This is a genomic window from Ligaoa zhengdingensis, from assembly GCF_014384885.1.
In the GTDB taxonomy this organism is placed as follows: Bacteria; Bacillota; Clostridia; order Oscillospirales; family Ruminococcaceae; genus Ligaoa; species Ligaoa zhengdingensis.
In genome coordinates, this window is record NZ_JACRST010000011.1 from 13,083 (window position 1) to 34,084 (window position 21,002).

Sequence of the window (21,002 nt, forward strand, 5' to 3'; positions counted from 1 at the left end):
TGCACAGCCCGTTTGGGTGTCTTTTTCTATTCGGGATCACGTGATATCGGTCGCCGCTTCTTCCCCATTGGGATTCCACTCCAGCAGGTCGCCGGGCTGGCAGCCGAGCGCGCGGCAGATCGCGTCGAGGGTGGAAAAGCGAACCACCTTCGCTTTACGGGTCTCGCGGGAGAATGGCAGCGCACACCGATCAGTCGGTATAATTATCAAAATAGCCCTGGATCAACACGATGGGGGTGCCCTTGTCGCCGCTGCCGGTGGTAAGGTCGCAGAGCGAGCCCAGCAGATCGGTGATGCGGCGGGGGGTGGTGCCCTGCGTCGCCATGGTGCCCTTCAGCTCGCGGGGCTTGTTCTTGATGTAGTTGGAGATGGCCTGTTTGAGCGCCTCGCCGGACAGGTCCGCGAAGTCGTTGTCCGCCAGATACTTGAGCTTGACCTCGTTCGGGGTGCCCACCAAGCCCTCGGTGTAAGCCGGGGAGACGACCGGGTCAGCCAGCTCCCAGATCTTGCCCACGGGGTCTTTGAACGCGCCGTCGCCGTAAACCATCACCTCAACATGCTTGCCGGTGGCCTGGAGCACACGGGCCTGCACCTCGGTGACAAAATGCTCGCAGTCGCGCGGGAACAGCTTGACGCTCTCTTCAGTGGCCTTGTTGGAGCCGAGCAGGCCGAAATCGGCGTTGAAGCCGCTGCCGTCCACCGGCGCGGTCATGATCTCGTCCAAGCCCAGCACGATTTTGGCTCCGGCGGCTTTGAGCAGCCGCTTGCTGCGCGCGCGGGTGTGGATGTCGCAGCAGAGCACATTCTCGGTGTAGTTGAGGATGGTCTTGGCCGCGTTGGCAAATACAAATTCGACCTCGGCGCCCTCCTCCCGGCACAGACCCTTGTAATATTCGACATAGTCCACGCCGGTGAAGGTGTGGGGGTTGCTGCCGAACAGCTCGCGGTATTTTTCCTCGGACAGCACATCGGTCCAGGGGTTGACCCCTTTCTCATCGAGCAGGTCCACGTCCACCAGATGGTTGCCCACCTCGTCGGAGGGGTAGCTCATCATGATGGTGAGCTTCTTCGCGCCGCGCGCGATGCCGCGCAGGCAGATGGCGAAGCGGTTGCGGCTCATGATGGGGAACAGCACGCCGAACTCGCCGGTGGGGAACTTCGCCTTAATGTCTGCGGCGATGGCGTCCACGCTCGCATAGTTGCCCTGCGCGCGGGCCACCACAGCCTCGGTGACGCCGATCACGTCCCGGTCATGGATGGGAAAATTTTCGCAGCGCGCCGCGTCCAGCACCGAGCTGACCACAATGTTGGCGAGGTCGTCGCCTTCGCGGATGATGGGCGCTCTCACGCCGCGGGATACCGTACCGACTGTTCTAGACATAATCCTTCTCCTTTTTACTGCTGTATGTGATGCGGCGGGCCGTGCGCCCGTCCTTGCTTTTTACAACCATATTTATTATAATAGAACCATGTACATAAGTAAAATTAGTATTTTTCCTTATTATCATTAGATATTCTTATATTTTCGTAAAGGGGGTTACACTGTGCTGGTCAATCTGGAGCTGTACCGGGTGTTTTGCGAGGTCGCGCGCTCGGGCAGCTTTTCTAAGGCGGCCGAGGCCCTTTACATCACCCAGCCGGCGGTCAGCCAATCGGTCGGGCAGCTCGAGCGTCAGCTCGGCCGGCGGCTGTTCACCCGCGGGCGGCGCGGGGTCTCCCTCACCCCGGAGGGGGAAATGCTTTACGGCCATATCTCGTCGGCGCTGGGCATCATCGCCACCGGTGAGGAGAAGCTCGAGCGGATGCGCCATCTCCAGGCGGGGGAGCTCTCGATCGGGGCGGGCGACACCATCTCGGAGCACTACCTGCTGCCCCACCTCGAGCGGTTTCACAGCCTCTACCCCGACATCCGCCTCAAGGTGATCAACCGCACCAGCGGACAGGCCATCGAGCTGCTGCGGTCGGGGGCGATCGATCTGGCGCTTGCCAACCTGCCGTTGGAGCTCTCCGGCATCGACGTGACCGAGTGCATGGAGGTGCACGACATCTTTGTGGCCTCCGCCCGGAAGTTCCCCCACCTGCGGGGCCGCACGCTGGAGCACTGGGAACTGGCGCAGAGCCATCTGGTGATGCTGGAGCGGCTGAGCAGCTCTCGCCGGTATGTCGATTCGTTCTTTCTGAGCGGCGGCGTCCGGCTGGAACCGGAGATCGAGCTGGGCGCGCACGACCTGCTCTTGGAGTTCGCGCGTATCGGGCTCGGGGTGGCCTGTGTGATCGAGGAGTTCTCCTCCGATTACCTGGAAAGCGGGGAGCTGTTCGCTCTGAAGTTAAAAAATCCAGTTCCGCCCCGGTCGATCGGCCTGTGTTTCCTCGCGGGGGTGCTGCCGTCGTTTGCGGCAGAACGTTTTAAGGAGATGTTGACGTGAATTCATCTGTAAAATCCTATGGGCTGATCTTTTTGGGCGCCGCGCTTTGGGGCGGCATCGGGGTGTTCTTCCGCGCGCTTTCCGCCGAGGGATTCACCCCCATGCAGGTGGTGGCCATCCGCGCAGCGGTCGCCGGGGCGGTGATGGCGGTTTTTCTGGCGATCAAAAAGCCCGCTCTGCTGCGCATCCGCCTGCGCGACTGCTGGATGTTTGTGGGCACCGGCATCATCAGCCTGGTATTTTTCAACTGGTGTTACTTCAGCGCGATCGAGCTGAGTTCGATGTCGGTGGCAGCGGTGCTGCTCTACACCTCCCCCATCTTTGTGGTGCTGCTTTCCGCCCCGTTGTTCGGCGAGCGCCTCACCCGCCGCAAATTGGTCGCGCTGGCCCTCACCTTTGCGGGTTGCATCCTGGTGAGCGGCCTGCTCTCGGGCGGCGCTGGCGCGATGAGCCTCAAGGGCCTGCTGCTGGGCGTCGGCTCCGGTTTTGGCTATGCGCTCTACAGCATCTTCGGCCGCTACGCCCTGCGCCGGTACGACACCATGACGATCACCCTGTACACCTTTCTGTTCGCGGCGCTCGCGGTGGTGCCCTTCTCCGGCGTGATCGGGATGGCCCCGGCCCTGTTGCAGCCGTCCAATGCGCTGAGCGCCCTCGGCATCGGCGTGCTGTGCACCATGCTGCCCTACATCCTCTACACCGAGGGCCTGTCCGGCGTGGAAACTGGGCGCGCGGCGATCCTGGCCACGGTGGAACCGGCGGTCGCCACCATCCTGGGGATATGCTTGTTCCAGGAGCAGCTCGGCCCGGCCAAGCTGCTGGGGATGGCGCTGATCTTCGCGTCGATCCTGCTGCTGAACACGCGGAACGCGCCCGCACCGGCCAAATAAAGAGTTTTCTTTGTGGAGTCAGAACCCCCAGCTTCGCCAAGGCTTGGGAAAGCCTAAAAAGAGTATGATACGGACAACACCCTTCAAGGGGCCGCGAATGGATCGGTCAATTGCATTGCTGACTCATGACAGACCCCTAAAGGGTCGTTATTCTCTATGCCTTGGTATTCCTGCTGCCCGTAAATGGGTCAATGAACTCTTTTGAACTCATCTGACCCGCTACCTGATCCGCCTCTAATTGTTGTTTGATGTATTCCTGTATCTGCATTTTATTCCTCCCATATGTCTGTCGAAAAACATTAAGCTGCTTTTTCTTTTGGGATATCCCATGATTTGTGATACACTCAGCTTTGGCGGAATACTGAGCAACATATGGATATGATCCGGCATTGCATGTGCTTCTATGATCTCCACATGCTTGTACTCACATAGTTTTCTCAAAATTCCTCCTATATCTTTTCTCAATTTTCCATATACTACCTTTCTCCGGTACTTTGGTACAATAACTATGTGATAGGCTTTGCTCATCCATTTGGGACTGACCTCCTTTGATTTCTTGTGCGGTTGGCGAAATCCGCATTTATTATATCAAAGGAGGTCTTCTTTTTTTAATTGTCGCTATTGCTTTCCTTCCTCCACCGGCATTGCCGGTGGTTTATTACATAACAACAAGCCCGCGCATTCCAACAGAATGCGCGGGCTGTCTTGATCTAGTTCTCTACTCTATGAAAACCTTCGATCAGAAATTAGTTCTCGCGTTTTTTGCGAATTACGACCACACAGGCTACGCCAGCAGCAGCGATCATCGCAACAACAACCGCCAGAATCACCCAAACCGAGGTGTCGTTCGCGGTCTCCGCAACCGGTGCGGTCTCCTGAACGCTCTCTTCGGGCACGATCGGGACGATCGGTTCGACTGTAACCGGTGCTTTCGGCTCTACAGGAGCAGCCGGAACAACCGCTTCCGGCGCCATAGCGATCTCGCCACCGGTCTCGGGGTTAGCGTTCGCAGCTTCCTCAGCGGGAGCAGCCGGTGCCACAGGCGCGGGAGCAGGAGCAGCCTCAGCGCCAGCCATGGCGATCAACTCGTCGGCGTTGTAGTAAACAGCCGCAGCGTTGACCTTCATGTTCGCAGCAGAAATGGGATAATCCTTGTCATTGATCGTCAGGTTCAGGTTGACGCCCTTCGCTTTCGCTGCATCCAGCACAGTCGCGGGCATCATTGCGCCGCTCTCCAGCACAGCGTTCACGGTAGCGCCTTCGGAAGCGCCCGCGATCTTGTCGAGCACGCCATCCCAGTAGTCGTTGTCGTCCACTTTGCTGACAGAACCCTTGGAGGAGTTGTTCTTAGCAGGCTTGAGCGCATCCTCAACCACAGCCTTCTGCATACCGAGCAGCTTCTCAGCCTCAGCCAGTTCGATCTCGGTCACATCAGCATCCGCCAGGAGGGCTTTCACTTCAGCGATCACCTCTTCGGTCTCCGCTTTGAGGTCCTCAGACAGTTTGCTGTTATCCAGCAGGCTTTCCAGTGTAGCAACGTCCTTGCTCAGGCGGACCTTCGCGGTGGCGATCACAACCGCTGACGTCGCCGCATTCACCGAGCTCTGGGTCGCCGCTTTGTCCTTCAGGACGCTCTCCGCTGCTTCGACCGCTGCTTCCAATCCAGCCAGGGTTGCAGGATCGTATTTGTCTGCATCTGCGAGGATATCCTTAGCGGTCTCAATCGCAGCTTCCAGGCCAGCTTTGTTGACAGAAATGAGCTCCAGATTGGTCATCGCGTCAACCAAGGTATCAAACGCAGTCTTTACATCGGTTTCGCTTGCAGCGTCATTGGCGAGCACTTTCTTGGCCGCATCCAGAGCGTCCGCCAGAACCTTCCAGCTCTCGCTGGTATATTTCTCCGCCTCCAGCTCTTCAGCTTCCTTCACAAAGCGCTCCAGGAGGCTCTTGTCGACATCTTCCAACGCGATGATGCAGGACATCACATCGTTATAGGCGTCGTTAATCTCTTCCTGAGTCGCTTCCTCGCTATCCAGCACCAGCTGCGCAGCTTCAATCGCATCATTCAGCGCTTCAATCGAGGCATCCGTCACACCGCCGGCATTCACAGCTGCTTTCGCCAGCTCGACCGCCAGCTTGAGCAGGCTCTTGTCGGGTGCATAAGTGAGCTCGTCGCGCGCTTTCACCAGGTCGATGTAGGCGTCGTAAGCTTCTTCTAGGGTCGCGTCTTTGTTCTCCAGAACCGCCTTGGCAGCATCCAGCGCCTCGGTGAAAGCAGCCCAGCTCTCAGCGGTGAATTTGTCCCCAACATAGCTGTCGCAGGTGTCGACCAGATCCTTCAGGAACTTCTTGTCGACCGACGGCACATCCGGCTCGTCCTCAAGCTCGTCGAGCAGGATGATCTCAATGGAGCCCAGGGTGAGCTTACCAGCGCCGTTCTTCGCTTCCAGCGTGATGGTGTTGTCATAACCGGGGTTGAGTTTCTTGGTGGTGAAGACAGACTCAGAGAAGAACGATCTGCCGCCGGTCTTCGGGAAGTTGATGGCCTTGTAGTTCATGTCGTTAGCAGTCAGGAACATACGGGGCAGGTCATCCGGGGTAGCATAGTTGAAGACGATCATCGCTCTGCTGCCCTCTTCGCCGCCGTAGACGTTTTCAAGCGTGACGGTCGCGCCGGTCTTATACAGATCAGTGACGATCTTGCCGTCGTAAGGAGCGCTGCTGTCAGCGCTCTTCACAGCGCCGCCGCTGACCACAGCATCATCCATGCTGTAGACAGTGCCTTCCGGACGCACATAGTCCGGACCATTCTGCTCAACGCTGTCAAAGGTCTTCGCCATTCTCTGAATGGTGCCGTCCTCATTGAAGTGAATCTCGTCCACACAGACGGAACGCAGGGTACCGTTATTGGAAAGATCCATGGTGTGGTAGAACCAATACCATTTACCCTTGAACTCCACAACAGAGCCGTGGGAGGTGTCGCAGCCGGTGGGATCAAAGAACGCGCCTTTGTACTCCCACGGACCTAGAGGATCGTCGCTCATTGCATAGTTGAACTTATCGCCGGAGAAGCCGGTGCTGCTATCGCCGCCGCCCGGATAGATCAGATAATAGATGCCGTTCCGCTCGAACACGGAGGGACCTTCATGGTAAGCGGGCAGGATATCCGTGGTGTCGATCTGCTCCAACGGAGCTTCCAGCGTCACCATGTCGTCTTTCAGTTTGCCCTGGAAGAACCGCTGGCTGCCGCCGATGTAGATGTACGGCTGGCCATCGAAGATGCGCACACAGACGTCGATCATGCCGTTGCCGCCAGCGCCTTCAATGTAGCCTTTGAAATCTTCGGTGTAGGTATCTTCCGCGGGGATCTCCTCGAAGTCACGATCGGGGTAACGGCTTCTGCGGACGCCGGTCTGCCAGCTGTCGCCCCAGTCACCGGTGCTCCAGTCGGGTGCCGGCCAGTAGAAGTAATAGTACTGGTCATCAGGATTGTACGCGGCGTCGGGCGCCCACATGAAGGGTCTTTCATCGTAGGGGCCCCAATCCAGGTCGCTCGCTCTCAGAATTTCGCCCTCGTCGACCCAGTCGACCATGTTCTCAGTGGAGTAGACATGGTAAGCGTCCATTCTGTCGCAACCCGCGGAAGGATAGTTGTCGTGGGAGGGATACAGATAGAGCTTATCGGGGTTGGTCGGCCACACGTGGGCCTCGGGGTCTGCGGTGAAGATGCTCTTGATGATGGGGTTATTCGGCTGAATATACGCCTCGTCGCCCTCGCTGGGCTCGATCGAGCCGGGCACGGTGACATCGTTCACATCGATGTAGTCGATGTCAATCCAAGCGTTGCCGTCGTTGCTGATTCTGGGAGTCACGACGTTGGACACATAGATGGTGTTCACGCCAGCTCTCATGTCAACGAACACAGAAGAGGTGCCATCTTCGTTCAAATAGACCTCTTTGTTGGTGCCGTCGTTGGATTTCACAGCGATTCTATCCTGCTTGGCAGCAGTGACAGAGCTATCGTAACCGACGATCATCTCGACGATACCGGTGGTCTCTCTCTCGACGGTGTACTCGACATGCGAGATGTTCGAGAAGTCGGCTTTGATCGCGCCGAAGGAGGTGGTATCGGCAAAACCGCCGACCTTCTTGCCGCCGGAGCTGGCCGCGTTCTCGATGATGTTCGCGCCCGAGAGAACAGCGTCCTCAGCCTCATAGCGGGTATAGTTGTCCTCGCCCTCAGGCAGCAGAACAGCCATCACGCGCTTAGCAGCGTTTACCGGGAACACAACCGTCTCAGACTTGTAGCCCTCTTTGCTGACGGTGTATCTGTAGAAGCCTTCTTCCAGATTGTAGACCTTGCCGCCCTCTTCGGTGGGCTCGCAGGCTTTGCCGTCCAGCGTGGTCACAGTGACGTTCGCGTCGTAAGGTCTCACGCTGAAGGTGGTATCGTAGTTCTGCAGACCCTCGGGCAGGGGTTTCATCGTCAGGGTGATGCGACCGAAGTTGTACTCACCCGAAGTAAACACGATGTAAAGATCCTGTACGCCCGCGTTGTGCGGCTGAATGTCAGTGCACTCAACATCTTTACCGGGGGCGCCCCAGCCACCCGTACCTTGAGTCAATGTCAGTGCACCGATGGACACCGCATCCTCAAAGCTGGAGCCGGAGGGAGCGACGCGCAGGTCAAATCCCAATGTCAGATTCGTACTGTTATTGCCTATCGCGTAGTTGACGGTGTAGGACTCCACGCCGCCCAACAGGTTGACATCTTTGATCTTGATCCAGGACAAGGGACGAATCCAGCCGATGTAGCCAGAGCCTTCGATCTCCATGTCGCGGCCGCTCGCGTTGTTGTTAGTGCTGTTGTAGTGGTCATCGCCGAGCGTTCTGCTGATTGTGAGCTCCGCCGCGGGGACGTGGCTCATCGCAACATCAACCGTGGTGTTACCCGCGACCTCGACGGTGTCCATCACCGTGACGTACAGGGGCGCTCTTACAATGTAGGTATAGGTGCCGGGCGCCACCATGTAGCCGCCATCGGCTCCCGCTTCAATCACAGCGCCGGTCACGCTATCCTGAAGGACGATCGTCTCTTCCGCCGCCTCTTCATTGAAGGTGACGTTAAAGACGAGGCTGTTCAGATCCTCTGCGGAAGCAGTGACCAAAACTGTTGAAAGAACAATTGCCAGCGCCAGAAACAAGCTCAACATCTGTTTGAATTTCTTGGACATTCCATGTTTCTCCTTTCTTTTCATCAAAAATTTTCCATCTTGTTTGAAAGTTTGGCTTTTCAAACACACGATGGGTTTCCCCCGAGATCGCTCATCTCAGGGTCGATATGGCATCTCCCCCTTTCACCTTCGACGGATTTCCACTATAAACCACTCGTGCACGAGCACAGTTTTTGTCATAAGTCTATGTAAAAAATTACATGTCCCTAATATCTCTGCATTATCCCAATTTAAAGGTGCAGAAAATTTTGACTAAAACTATTTGTGCACGAGCACATAATACTGTAAAAACAGAATAACATATTCCATAAAATGTCGATCCATCTTTTGGAAACGATCCTTATGTTTTCTCCAGCATTGGGTGAACCTGCACCCTTGGCGCCGCATCTCTGACTAGAATTGTAATAATCAAAAGCACCCCTTTGCGGGCCGCCCTGCGGCGGCCCGGCATTGGGGTGCTTTTTTATGGCTTTTTCGGATGATACACCGCCATTATTTGGCGCTGTGCCGTTTTTTTGCCACCAGCCAGATGGCTCCGGAGGCGAGTACGATCACCGCAATCGCCAGGAAGATCCAACTGTTGTTGCTCTCGGGTTCAACGGGTGCGGTCGCCTCAGCCGGGGCCTCCGCCTGCTGCTCAGCATTCTGAACAGGCGCGGTGGGCGCAGCCGGTGCGAGCGTCACGTTGTCCTCGTGGGCGGGAACGCTCGGTACAGTCGCTGGTACAGCCGGTGCAATCGTTGCGGGAATCTCGCCGCCCGTCTCCGGGTTGGAGGCTTCGCTGCCCGCCGCAGGCGCGGTGGGTGCAACCGCTGCAGGTGCGCCGCCAGCCATCGCCTTGATCTCGTCGGAGGTGTAATACACAGCCGCCGCGCTGTAGCCCTTCAGCTCGCCTGCGCCGTTCACCGCATGGTCCACTCCGCCGATCTCGAAGACTCCGATCACGCCCTTGTTCTTCAAGGCGTCGATCGCTGTCGCAGGCACATTCGCGTCCTCGTCCAGCTTCACGCTTACTTTGCCGCCCTTTTCGGTCGCATTGATCTTCTCGATCACTTCCGCCCAGTAGTCGCTGTCGCTCACTGCGCTTGCGCTGCCGCCCTTCGAGCTCGAAGGTTTGCTCGGTTTCGGATCGGGTTCCGGATCCGGTTTGACCGGGATCTCAACCAGGCCGCTCAGCGCATTCGTCAGGCTGCTGGTCAGAACCTCTTCGTCCTCGTCGGAGTAATCGTCGGACTCCAGTGCCGCTTCCGCCTTCGCAATCGCGTTGGTCAGCGCTTTCACGCTCGCCGCGGTGTAGCCGCTCAGGTCGAGCTGCTCCACTTCCGCTTTGACTTCCGCGACCTTCGCCGCCAGGCGCACCTTCGACATCGCAATGGTCAGGTCTTTGGCCATCTTGTTTACTTCGTCCTGATCGGCCTCTTCATCCTCAACCAGCAGCTCCGCCGGGTCAATCAGAGCGCTCAGCTCTTTCAAGGTCTCCGGATCGTATTTGCCGCTGTCGAGCATCTCTCTCGCCGCATCCACAGCAGGAATCAGCGTCGCTTTGTTCGCCTTCAGTTTCAGCGCGGTCACCGCTGCGGACAACTCGTCATAGGCCTTCCTGATATCCTCGTCGGTCGCGTTGGTGTCGGCTTCCACCGTCTTGGCACTCGCCAGCGCCGTTTCCAGAGCTTCCAGGGTGCTCGGCGTGTAGTCGCCCTCCTTGTTCTCTGCAAACACGATCAGCGCGCTCAGGTAGTCGCGGTTCGCACGATCCACCACCGAGATGATGGCAGTCATGACCTCGTTGTACATCGCGTTGACCTGATCCTGGGTCATCGCGTCGCTGCTGAGCAGCTCATTCGCAGCGTCAATCGCCTTCTGGATTGCATCGACAGAATTGCCGGTCAGCTCGGAGCCGAACTCGTCGATTGTCTGTTGCGCCAGCTCAATCGCCAGCTCCAGCATGCTGGTATCCACCGCGTAGACAAGGCCGTCGCGTGCCTTCACCAGTGCGAGATAGGCGTCGAATACTTCCTTCTGGCTCGCGGACTTGTTGTCCACCACAGCCTGCGCCGCATCCAGCGCCTCAATCAGCGCCGCCCAGCTTTCCGCTGTGAAGCGCTCTTCCTCGTACTTGCCATCGATTGCCTCGATCAGCGCGATCAGCGCGGACTTATCCGCCACGTCCGGCTCTTCTGCCAGCGCGACTGGAATGTTCACAGCGCCTCCGTTGACGGTGAAGCTGTCGGTCGCATCGAGGTAGCCCTCTTTGCTCACCGTGTAGGTATATTCGCCGTTCTTCAGCTTGTAGCTGCCGTCCGCCTCAGCTTCGACAGGCTCGCCGTCCGCGTTCACAACCGTCACAACCGCATCCTCGGGATCCAGCGTGAAGGTAACTGTGTAGGTGTCGTCGCTGACTTCGATCAAGCTGTCAACCGCCGCTTTCAGCTTGTCATACGCGCTCTGGATCGCGGTCTGCTCCGCCTCTTCGCCCAGCTCAATGACAGCCAGGGCGTCCGCCAGGGCCGTTTCCAGCTCAGCAAAGCTCGTTTCGGTGTACTTGCCGTCTTCGTTGGTCAGATCGACATACTTGTTGTAGAGAGTTTCCAGTTTTTCCATGGTAGCCGACTCTTCCACAACCTCTTCGACGCCCAGGGACAGCACATACTCAACGACATCCTCGAGCTCCTGCTCAGTCAGGTCGTCCACCTTGCCGTGTTTGTGCTTGCCGTTGTCATCGACCGGGTTGCAGGTGGTCAGGACATCCATAATGGTTGCTGCGCTGCCGTCGCACAGGTAGGGAGCGGTTCTCCAAACCTCTCTGAGCGGCGGAACCAGCAGACCGCGGGACTCATTGCCGCTCTGGGTGTAGTTGTAGATCTGGAGGTCCTGGCCCTTGATCTCGCCAGCGTGGCAGCTGGCGCAACCGGCCTTGCCCTCGAACAGCTCTTTGCCGCGCTGCGCGGACTCGCTGAGCTTGCCGTTCACCAGATAGGGGCTCGGCTCGGGCTCAAGGGATCTCACATACTCATCCATCTGGAGGAACTTCTCCTCCGGGAAGGTGTTGTTGAACATGATGTACTTGAGGCCGGCACGAACCGCCGCATAAGCGCTCGGGCGGATACCAGTGGCCATAACGCGGCCACGCTTGAAGGTATCCAACATGGTTCTCGCCTGCTTCGGGGTACCGATGCCGTCGTTCAGGTTATCCCAGTTGAGGGCGTCGCTGCGGGCGTCGGGATGGCAGGACGCGCAGCTCTGCCACTGCTGGAAGCCGATGGTAGAATCGTTCCAGAGGCGCTCTCCCGCGCGGACATCGTCTTCCACAGCATCGGTCTCAAATTTGATGAGCTTTTTGACCTTGGTGTTGATATTGACGACCGATACGCTGCCGCCGAAGTAGTTGGCAGTGTATACCTTGCCGCCCAGCACCGCGAGGCCTCTCGGGCCATCTTCGCCGAGGTTGATGCGGGTCTTCATGGAGGTGAGGAAGGTCAGGTCGTTCGGGATATCCTCTGCGCCTTCCAGCAGGCCCTGCACCTTGGTGGTGCCAGCCCGTACGCCGTCGATCTTCTTGCGCATCTTGGTGCGGTCGATGATCATCAGCTCGCGCGTACCCGAGATCGACACGATCAACTTATCCATGGTCGCTTCGATGCCCCAGGGGTTGCCCGCACCGAGGTCGATGTCGTCGAGCAGCATGGTCGCGGTCACGGTGTTGGTCGCGGTTTCAATCTCAGAGACGGCGTTGGTATAGACCCAGCCTCTGTCCGCGTGCGTTGTGGCGACCATGTAGCGGCCCAGCGCATGGGTGACATAGATGTACTTGCCATCCGGCGAAACAGCCATGTCCTTCATGTTGGTAGAGCCGTTGGTGAGCTTGAGCGTCTCGTCCACTGTCAGGGCGTCGGGATCGACCACGACAACCTCAGAGGAGACGACCTCATCCTTCATGGTGCCGGTGGGCAGATGGCCTGCCACATACAGCTTACCGTTTACCAGTTCCATCGCCATGGGTTCGCGGGTGACCGCTTCCGGGCTGGAAACGGTCGCGCCGGTGAGGCCGCCGTCCACCAGGTCGATGCTCTGGAGGGTACCGCTGAAGCGGTTGGCCACATAGAGGACATTCTCATCCTCGCTGAGCGCCAGCGCACTGGGGGTGTGGCCCACCGAAACCATATCGGTCACGGTGTTGGTCTCGGTATCGATTTCGATCACTTTGCCGTTCAGGCCGCCCGCAGCGACGAACAGCTTGCTGCCGCTCTGGTTGAGCAGCATGGAGGTCGGCCGGTAATCCAGCTCGATCGCCGCAATCAGCTTATCGGAGACATTGCGGATAACCTGGATGGATTTATTGGTGTAATCCGCGATGTAAACCTTGCCGGTGTTGATCGAGGCAACCGCATCCAGAGGCGAACGGTATTCGCTGGAGGGATCGGGGATGTCCTCTTCATCCGGGTCGGGTTTGAAGTCCACGTTCATGTCGTCGATGACCTGAACGTTGGAGATATTGCCGCCGTCGGCGGTATCCATGTACCAGACGAGCTCCTTGGTCTCGGGATTGATCTCGATGACCGCGGAGACGCCGGACGCGCCGCCGTGGCCGCCCCAGTTGGCCAGAACAATGTTGCCGTTATCCAGCAGATTGATGGCCGCCGGGAAGCCGAGGGTCACGCCGGGGATGGAGTTCGCCGCGATGGTCCAGATTTCTTCGCCATCGGGGCTGAACTTTTTGATGTTGGGGGTGTTGCCGCCCGCGATCACGACGTTGCCGTCCTTGTCCTTGTCGGCCATGAAGCCGGTGCCGAACGGATAGCTCTTGAGGAACGAGCCGTCGGAATCCAGCTCAACCGTGTAGTTGTTGCTGAAGTGAACCAGCAGATAATGTCCATCGTCCGTTTTATGGGCCTGGCGGATCTGGCCGTGGGTGCCGCCATTATTCCCAAACTCGGGAACGGTCTCGCTATTAACGAGCAGCTCCTTGCGGACATTGCCGTTCGGGTCGAGTTCTACGATGCGTACATAGCTCGAATACACTTCGCCAACCAGCACGCCGCCGTCGGGCAGCGCCTGCGAGGTGTGGTTCTCAGCGCCCTTGGGCACCTCATACTCCCACAGCAGGTCGTAGCCGGTGGTCTCGGGGTACGCCGGACGGATCATGCGGACATAGGAGCCCGCAGGTGCGAAGTCGTTGCGCGCCGCATAGACGATGTTGCCGTTGGGCAGCAGGTCTGCGTCGTTCGCCTCGCTCCACAGGGTATCGAGGCCGGTCATCTCCCAAATTGTGGAGCCATCGTAATCTACAATTGCAATGCGGTCGTGATGGCTTCCGCTGATGAGGACACGGTGGCCCTCCTGATCCGCGGCTTTGGGTGCGAATACTTTTGCAAGGATTGCCGCGGAGGTTTCGGACTCTTCCGGATCAAGCTCCGGCTTCTCTTCGGGCTGCTCGCTTGGTTCTTTCTCTTCCTCATTCTGCTCCGGCGCCTCTTCCGCCGGAGGGGTCGTCTCATCCGGTACGAGATCGGCCGGAGACGCCTCTGGATTCACATCCTGTTCGGCGACGATTGCTCCGGTTTCCGGCAGATCATCGGTAGGGGCGGCCCATGCCGTCGTCGCTGTGCCGATCAGCATCGAGACCGTCAGGACAAGAGCCATTACCCGTCTGAGCTTGGTCTTCATTGAATCAACTCCTTTTCTTAAGCGTAGGTGTGCAGCGAACCGGGTATTTTGGGCAGCAGATTGACACACAGGAAGGTGACAATCAGCGCTGCGAAGCCCAAAATCGAAAAGACAAACGCATACTTTTGCAGCTTGCTGCTGCGCAAAGCATGGAAATAACACAGATAGAGCATACCGGTGACAAGGGACCATATCTCCTTGATATCCCATTGCCAGTAGTTCCCCCACACCTGGTCGGCCCACAAAGCGCCGAACAGCAGGCCGATGGTCATGAAGGGAAAGGACAATCTGTGAATGGTGTAGATCGCTTTCTTCATCCGCACAGGGTGATTCTGATTTACCAAATAGGCCACTGTGAGGATGAAAGCGACCGCGGCCAACGCGTAGGAGAGCATATAACTGAAAACATGCGGGACAAACCAGCCGGAGCGCAGTGCCGGAACCAACGCCCAGCGCATCTCCTTATCCATAAACAGGGTCCCGATCAACGGGATGGCCGAGCCGAAACAAAAGTATGGGGCCACCCAGCGCTGATCTTTTTCAAAAACTGCGATCAACAGGTAGATCACAAGGAACACAAGGGAAAGATCGGAGAGCACCTGATACATGCTGGCAAAGGGAGGGTATCCGTTGATATACCAGTTCTTGATGAAGATACCGAGGTTTGCCAGCCAGCCGATCGCCGCGAGCATCGCGGCCGGTTTGGTCTTCTTGCGGAGCAGGAGGGCGCCCGCCGCCAAATAGCAAGTCACGGCGGTCAGACAAAGGATCAGCGCCAAAAGCTCAATGAACTCCATCCGTCGCGTCCCCCTTCCGGTCGAAAACTTTGAAGCACATGATCGCTGTTCCGAGGATCAGCATCCAGATTCCAATCCGCATGGGCAGGTTGCCCGGATCATTCTTGACATACAGCGAGACATAGCTGCCCCCGTCGTGGTCATAATCCATCAGGTAGAACTTCCAGCCCCTGTAGATGCAGGGCTCGTTCACCCGCAGCAGCACCTCGTATTGGTCCCCGTCGAGGATGCGCATGTGCGCTTCATACTGGCGGTCTGCGGGCGGAAGTTTTTCCAAGAGCAGCCCGTCGGGCGTTTCGTAGCTGTCGAGGAACCCGGTCTGATCCATCAGCTCCTCTTTGGCCACGGTTCCACGGCCGTTTCCGAGGTCGTAGAAGCCCTTGCGGTTGAGAATCACGGTTTCTTTAAGGACAGAATAGCCGTCCGGGGCGGAAGGATCGGGCTGGTAGAGCCGATAATCCGGGTCGTACTGCTCGACCTGGAAATCCAAGATCGAGATGTTGAATCCGAAGTCGACCTCCGAGCCGTCCTCCTTCTGCACCACGCTGTAAGCCGCTCTCGCATCGATCGGGATGTTGAAATTGACCTCCCGAACGGTGAAGAAGCTCACGAAGGAACCGATGATGAGCACCACCAGGCCGATGTGGCAGATGTAAAACCCGATCTTCTTCCACTGGGGCTTGTATTTGATGATGCAGAGAATCTGCACCGCCGTAAACACAGCCACGAGGAGCAGGAAAGCGGGATTTTCGTAGTACTTGAACTCGTGGTTGACCCCCATGACGAGGGAACACACGATCAAGACAGCCGTCAGCACCGCCATCAGAGCCACGGAGGGCTTCATCAGTTTCATACGGCGATTCCTCCTTCAATCAATCTTCTGGGTTAGGGCCATCCGGGCCATCCGTCGGGCCAATCCTTCAGGCCGTCCGCCTCGTTATCCCAGTCATAGCGCTTCTCGCCGTTGACAATCGCCTGGCGGTTCGCTTTTTCAATGGCATCGCGGAGCTTCACTTTCTGAATTCTCCAAGCATCCATCGGGCAAGGCGTATAAGGTGTAATGGCGATATCCGGGTTGCCGGGCATCGAGGTAAGTCCAGCCCAGTCGACATCCGGGTTTGCGATCAAGCGGGCCTGGCCGGACTTGATCAGATTGAGGGTGGTGTTGTACTCGTTGGAGCCAACCGCCCAGCGCTTGAGGATCGGGCTCTTTTCGGGGTTATCGAAGTAAATCGGAGCCGCTCTTCTCTCGCCCCAACTAAAGCTCCACTGCAGGCCGCCCGGGATCGAGTTGATTTCGTTCCAGTTCATTGCAGAACGGCCGCCGGGGTAGTTGCTGTAGTTGGAGGCGTAGTCGCCGTAATAGGTGCCGTTGAGGTCGACCCACTCAGCCACTCTGCGCTTCTCAGCTTCGGTCAGGCGGGCCGCGTGGTCGGGATCCTCAAACAGCTTCTTGATCAGCACGCTGTTGTAGGAGCCCCACTGCTTCGCGGTGGTGAACTCCTGGCCGCCGCCGCCGATCGCGCCGACGAGCGCGCCGTTGAAGTAAGCCGATTTGCCGCGGTTGCGCCACAGGTCCACATAGGAGGCGTTGAAGTAGACGCCCTTATCGGGAACCAGGGTGAGGTCGGCCGCGGGGTTCTCGTAGCCGTGGCAGCTGATGCAGTTCTTGGTGAACACAGGCTGCACCTCGGTGAGATAGTTCATGCTGGGCAGATCGTAGTAATCGGGATAGAGGACCTCGTCGTCGTAATCCGCGAGGCTGTCGGTGCCGGTCTCGAAATCAAGCGTGCGTTTCTGCGGCTTGTCGGGGACGTTGACGCCGATCGTCTTGGGGACGCCGGGGGTCTCTTCATCGCTGATGTAATCGGGGTTCGGAACCACTTCAAAGTTCGCTTCCAACGCCATCGGGGTCTTGCGGTCGGTGTTGACGTCCGGAGCCATTCTGCGATCTTCGTGGCAACCGATGCAGCCGGTCTTTTCGCCCGACTGGGTCAGGGTGCCCGAACGCATCGACTGGATCATCCGTCCATCCTCATCGAGCAGCTGGAAGTAGACGAATTTGTCCTGCGGCACCTCGAAGTAGGCGGAACCGTCCTCATAGACGGGCACCTCGCCGATGGTGCGCTTGACCTCGAAGCTGTGCCAGTTGACGCCCGGGTTCTGCTGGCCCTCGCCGCCCCACTGCTCGCCTTGGCTGATGTGGCGCTTGGGCATCGATTCGACGATGCGGAGGGTCTTCACGGTGCCGGGCTCAACACCCTGCATGTGGGTGCCCTCGTACACATTCTGTACAAAGAAGGTACCAACATCGTCGAGGTAGTTTCTGCGGTCGGACGGGGTGTTCTCCTTCTCACGGGGCATCAGCAGATTCGCGTCGAACGCGCCCTGGCTGGTGGGATCCTCGTAGAGCAGGGTCTCGTTGCCGTAGACATCCAGCAGGTAGAGGCCGGTCTTACGGCCCTTGCCCGGAATCTGGCGGCTGGCGATGAAATATTTGTCGCTCAGCGGCTGCGGGTCCTCATACTTGATGGAGAAGCTGCTCGGGTGATCGATGTCTCTGCCGCCCTGGTTGGAGTCGCGTACCACGTTGATCTTATCGGCGGGCCAGGTGCGCAGAACCGGCGCACGGCCGTCCACGCCGTTGCTGCGGTCGATGATCTGCAGGCCGCCCCATGCCACATCGTGGGTGGAGGTCCAGGTGCAGATCACGTTCTGTGTGCCGGGGATCGCCTTGGCGTCAATCATGGCGCCGACGGGGGTGTTGTTGCCGTAGTAGGTGACCTGCTGGGTGCCATCCTCGGCCACCGTCCACAGGCCCTGCGCACTGCCGAAGTCGCGGTCGTTGTACTCCCAGCGGTCGTACAGGATGCGGCCGTCGGGCAGAACGTCGGTCGGACGCTCAAACAGTGTGCTGTTGGTGATCTTCACAATGTTCGCGCCGTCGCCTTCCATCCGGTACAGGTTGGCCGAGATGTGGCGGTTGCACATGACATATTTCGGGTCGCGGGTACCGGCGAACACGATGTTGCCGCTGGGCATATACATCGGGTCCATATGATCCGCGGTGTACATCTGGGTGAGCTGCTTTTCATCCACGATGGCGTTCTTTTCCTCATTGAGGGTGTACTCGTAGATGTTGTAGCTGTCGTTCGCCCACTGGCGGCGGTAGGAGATCAAAATCTTGTCGCCGTCGTAGGAGACGTCGGGATCGCGGAACACGCCGGTGTCAGTGCTCTTCAGGGTGGAGACCTCGCCGCCCTTGGCAAAGTCGATCACCTTGATGGTGCCGCCCGGGAGATAACTACTGCTGTTGATCTCGCCGTCGGTGCTGGGCAGCATGTTGTGGGTGTTGTGGTGATCCTGCTGATACTGCTGACGGGTGACAAACACGATGGGCGCCTGTTTGAGCAGGGGGTTGGACATGATGGTCTCTTTCTCAAGGGCGTCCATCTCCTCCTTGAAGCCCACAACCGCGGGATCGTTCGGCTTGACGTTGCCGTCCATCCACAGGCTGTCGTGCAGGGCTTCCTTCTCCTCAATCGCGCTCAGGATCTCTTCACCGTCGGTGTATTCGTCGGGATAAGTGTCGAGCAGGTCGCGCACCATCAGCTTGAGGGTGGCGAACTTGGTCGAATCCCAACCGGTGATCGCGCTGAGCTCTTCCTCCGAGCCGATGGGCAGCTCGCGCGGGAAGGTGCCGACCGCGTGGAAGTCGTCGAAGATCACATGGCCCCAGCCGACCGCCGTGTTGTCGTACACTTCCAGGTAGAGCTTGTCATACTTGTTGATGAGGCCGGTCAGGTCGTGCTCCTGCCGCTCAAAGATGTACTGGTTCTTGCTGCAGTTCCATTTGGCGACGATGGTGCCGTCGGTGCGCTTGAGGGCCACATAGGCCCCATCTTTGACCTGCTCCGCGGTGCCGCCGCCGATGAGGAAGTTCACCTTGGGGTTGTTCTCCACGTCGATGGTGAACACCGGGGAACGGAAGACGCCTGTCTGGCCGTCGTTGTACGAACCGTTCTCATTTTCCTCTGTCGTCAGGTAGTATTTGCCCTGTTTCTGGATGTCGACATTGCCGTTAAAATCGGTGTCGCGGTAGCCGATCGGTCTGCCGAACGTGCTGTTTGGCATGGTCCGCCAGGGCTCCACTTTGCCGCTTTCAAAGTCGTAGGTGATATCCACAATGGGGGCCTCAATGACGTGGCCGGTAAATTTGATGTCGTCCACCGCGAGGAAGCCCCAGCCGCTGCTGGTGGCGTCCACGATCTTGAAGAACACCTCGGTGCCCATCGGCACCTTACCGGTGACATCGAAGGTGACATCCTTGAAGACATAGCGGTTTTCCTGGCTGCCGATCTTCGCGAGCTCCTTGCCGGTAGCCGCGTCGCAAACCGCAAAATACAGCTTGCTGATGTCGGTGCCGCCGCAGATCTTCATAGTGATGATCGGGTCGAGCAGCGCGAAGTTCACCGAGCGGAGTTCACCCTGCTGGACATCGCTAAAGGCGGCGTCAGATACCTCCACCGTGGTGAGGTAATATGTGCCCTCCTTCTGGATGGGGGCCTGCGGGGCGTTGATCTCGGTGTCGAGGGAGCCGATGATCTTGCCGAGCTCACCCTTCACCAGGGAGAACGGACCGGTGGTGCCGTCCTCAAAGTTCCAGTGGTACTCGACGGGCTCGTAGTAAATCTCGCCCTTCACACGGATGTCGTCGACCGAGATGAAGCCCCACCCGCTGGTGGTGTTGTCCACGATCTTGATATAAACCAGGCGGTTTTCGACGTAGTTTTCGCCCAGGTTCATGCTGACTTCGTTGAACACATGGCCGCCCTCCGACACGCTGACAGTCGCCAGCTCCTCGTCGGTTTCCGCATCGCACACCGCGACGTAGTTCTTGGGGCCGCCCGCCAGCTTGAGCAGGACCTCCGGGCTCATGATCTTGAACACCGGGGACTGGATGACGCCGGTAAACTCTTCGTTATAACCCAGCGTACCGTCCGTCTCCACGGTGCAGAGGTAGTATGTACCGTCTTTTCCGTTCGGGGTGTTTACACCACTCGCGATGGTGTTGCGGTCGTAGTCCCAATTCGCGACGACCTTCTCGCCGAATTCACCCTCTGTGATGGTGAACGGATAGATGTCGCCGTCCTCAAAGCTCCACTTGATCTCGGGAGCAGGCTCGGGACGAATTTCCTCGTCCGGCAGAACACAGCCGTACGCGTGGAAATCGTCGAAGGTGATGTGGGCCCAACCGCCTGAGCTCTTATCCACAACCTTGATGAATGCGAGGTTGTCGGTGAGCTTCTTATTGGTAAGATCCCACTCGACGCGCACCATCGTCTCATTCGCGTTGCCGCGCACCTTCATGACCTCGCGGCCGTAGATGTCGCACAGCGCGACGTAGACCATTTCGTTGTTGCCGCCTCCCACCAGGAAATTGACCTTCATGTTGGCCTCATCCAAGCGGAAGATCGGGGAGCGCACAACGCCTTCAAAGGCGTCCGAGGGCTTGGTCATCAGCGCGCCCGCGCCATCGGGAAACCGTGCATAAGCCGGATCGTCTTCTGTGTAGAACTCGCCCGTTTCCAGCGTGGTGAAGAAGTAATCTCCCTGCTTGGTATAGGGCACCGTCGGAGAATTGTGCTCGTAGGGAATGCTGGAAATGCCGTTGTTGGGGAATTCGCCTTCAATGAGCTCGAAAGGGGCTAATTCGCCATTTTCAAAATCCCAGACGATTTCCGCACAGGGTTCCGAAGCACTTTCCGCCTGTTTTTGCAAGGATGCCTCGCCGTCCGCTGCGTACACAAACGAACTGAGTGTCATGACAGCGGCCAAAACGATCGACATCTTTTTCAAAAACGTTTTCTTCATGTTTTCCTATCCTCCTATTCTTTTTGGTATGGGGACGCCGGTTTTTTGCCTCTTTCTCCTCCTCCTTTTTCCTCCATATTTTTCATCTTAACTTGATATACTAAATATCAAATTAAT

9 protein-coding genes and 1 pseudogene are annotated in these 21,002 nt (G+C 57.9%); 2 read left to right on the forward strand and 8 right to left on the reverse strand.

Annotated elements, in window-relative coordinates; translation table 11 throughout:
- Positions 1 to 36: 36 nt before the first annotated feature.
- Positions 37 to 210, reverse strand: coding sequence for a helix-turn-helix domain-containing protein (locus H8711_RS08100; protein ID WP_425516142.1), 174 nt, complete (start codon positions 208 to 210; stop codon positions 37 to 39).
- The gene (locus tag H8711_RS08105; protein WP_249282971.1) at positions 191 to 1,381 is read right to left on the reverse strand and encodes a coenzyme F420-0:L-glutamate ligase; all 1,191 of its coding nucleotides are present in this window, start codon (positions 1,379 to 1,381) and stop codon (positions 191 to 193) included. The genes H8711_RS08100 and H8711_RS08105 overlap by 20 nt, the downstream gene beginning before the upstream one ends.
- A 163-nt stretch (positions 1,382 to 1,544) precedes the next feature.
- Here H8711_RS08105 and H8711_RS08110 point away from each other — a divergent pair, with 163 nt between their 5' ends.
- Positions 1,545 to 2,426 (forward strand): LysR substrate-binding domain-containing protein, encoded by an 882-nt coding sequence (locus H8711_RS08110; protein WP_249282972.1) that lies wholly within the window; start codon positions 1,545 to 1,547, stop codon positions 2,424 to 2,426.
- Positions 2,423 to 3,316, forward strand: coding sequence for a DMT family transporter (locus H8711_RS08115; protein WP_249282973.1), 894 nt, complete (start codon positions 2,423 to 2,425; stop codon positions 3,314 to 3,316). The genes H8711_RS08110 and H8711_RS08115 overlap by 4 nt, the downstream gene beginning before the upstream one ends.
- 154 nt (positions 3,317 to 3,470) lie before the next feature.
- Here the strand turns inward: H8711_RS08115 and tnpA are convergent.
- The 6 genes and pseudogenes from tnpA to H8711_RS08145 form a co-directional block, all read right to left on the reverse strand.
- A pseudogene (tnpA, locus tag H8711_RS08120) lies at positions 3,471 to 3,844 on the reverse strand (IS200/IS605 family transposase).
- A 218-nt stretch (positions 3,845 to 4,062) separates the two neighbouring features.
- Positions 4,063 to 8,550 (reverse strand): family 43 glycosylhydrolase, encoded by a 4,488-nt coding sequence (locus H8711_RS08125; RefSeq protein ID WP_249282974.1) that lies wholly within the window; start codon positions 8,548 to 8,550, stop codon positions 4,063 to 4,065.
- Positions 8,551 to 9,042: 492 nt separating this feature from the next.
- Complete coding sequence (locus H8711_RS08130; RefSeq protein WP_249282975.1) at positions 9,043 to 14,214, reverse strand: c-type cytochrome; 5,172 nt, start codon at positions 14,212 to 14,214, stop codon at positions 9,043 to 9,045.
- 17 nt (positions 14,215 to 14,231) lie between these two features.
- Positions 14,232 to 15,011, reverse strand: coding sequence for a cytochrome c biogenesis protein (locus H8711_RS08135; protein WP_249282976.1), 780 nt, complete (start codon positions 15,009 to 15,011; stop codon positions 14,232 to 14,234).
- Positions 14,998 to 15,864 carry a cytochrome c biogenesis protein ResB gene (locus H8711_RS08140; protein WP_249282977.1) on the reverse strand — a complete coding sequence of 289 codons (867 nt, stop codon included), beginning with the start codon at positions 15,862 to 15,864 and terminating at the stop codon, positions 14,998 to 15,000. The genes H8711_RS08135 and H8711_RS08140 overlap by 14 nt, the downstream gene beginning before the upstream one ends.
- A gap of 32 nt (positions 15,865 to 15,896) precedes the next feature.
- Positions 15,897 to 20,885 carry an HzsA-related protein gene (locus tag H8711_RS08145; RefSeq protein WP_249282978.1) on the reverse strand — a complete coding sequence of 1,663 codons (4,989 nt, stop codon included), beginning with the start codon at positions 20,883 to 20,885 and terminating at the stop codon, positions 15,897 to 15,899.
- Between the last annotated feature and the right edge of the window lie 117 nt (positions 20,886 to 21,002).

Excerpts from the sequence above, each read along its gene's own strand:
- H8711_RS08105 (WP_249282971.1), bottom strand. The coding sequence starts at position 1,381 with ATGTCTAGAACAGTCGGTACGGTATCCCGCGGCGTGAGAGCGCCCATC.
- H8711_RS08125 (WP_249282974.1), bottom strand. The coding sequence starts at position 8,550 with ATGTCCAAGAAATTCAAACAGATGTTGAGCTTGTTTCTGGCGCTGGCA.
- H8711_RS08130 (WP_249282975.1), bottom strand. The coding sequence starts at position 14,214 with ATGAAGACCAAGCTCAGACGGGTAATGGCTCTTGTCCTGACGGTCTCG.
- H8711_RS08135 (WP_249282976.1), bottom strand. The coding sequence starts at position 15,011 with ATGGAGTTCATTGAGCTTTTGGCGCTGATCCTTTGTCTGACCGCCGTG.
- H8711_RS08140 (WP_249282977.1), bottom strand. The coding sequence starts at position 15,864 with ATGAAACTGATGAAGCCCTCCGTGGCTCTGATGGCGGTGCTGACGGCT.
- H8711_RS08145 (WP_249282978.1), bottom strand. The coding sequence starts at position 20,885 with ATGAAGAAAACGTTTTTGAAAAAGATGTCGATCGTTTTGGCCGCTGTC.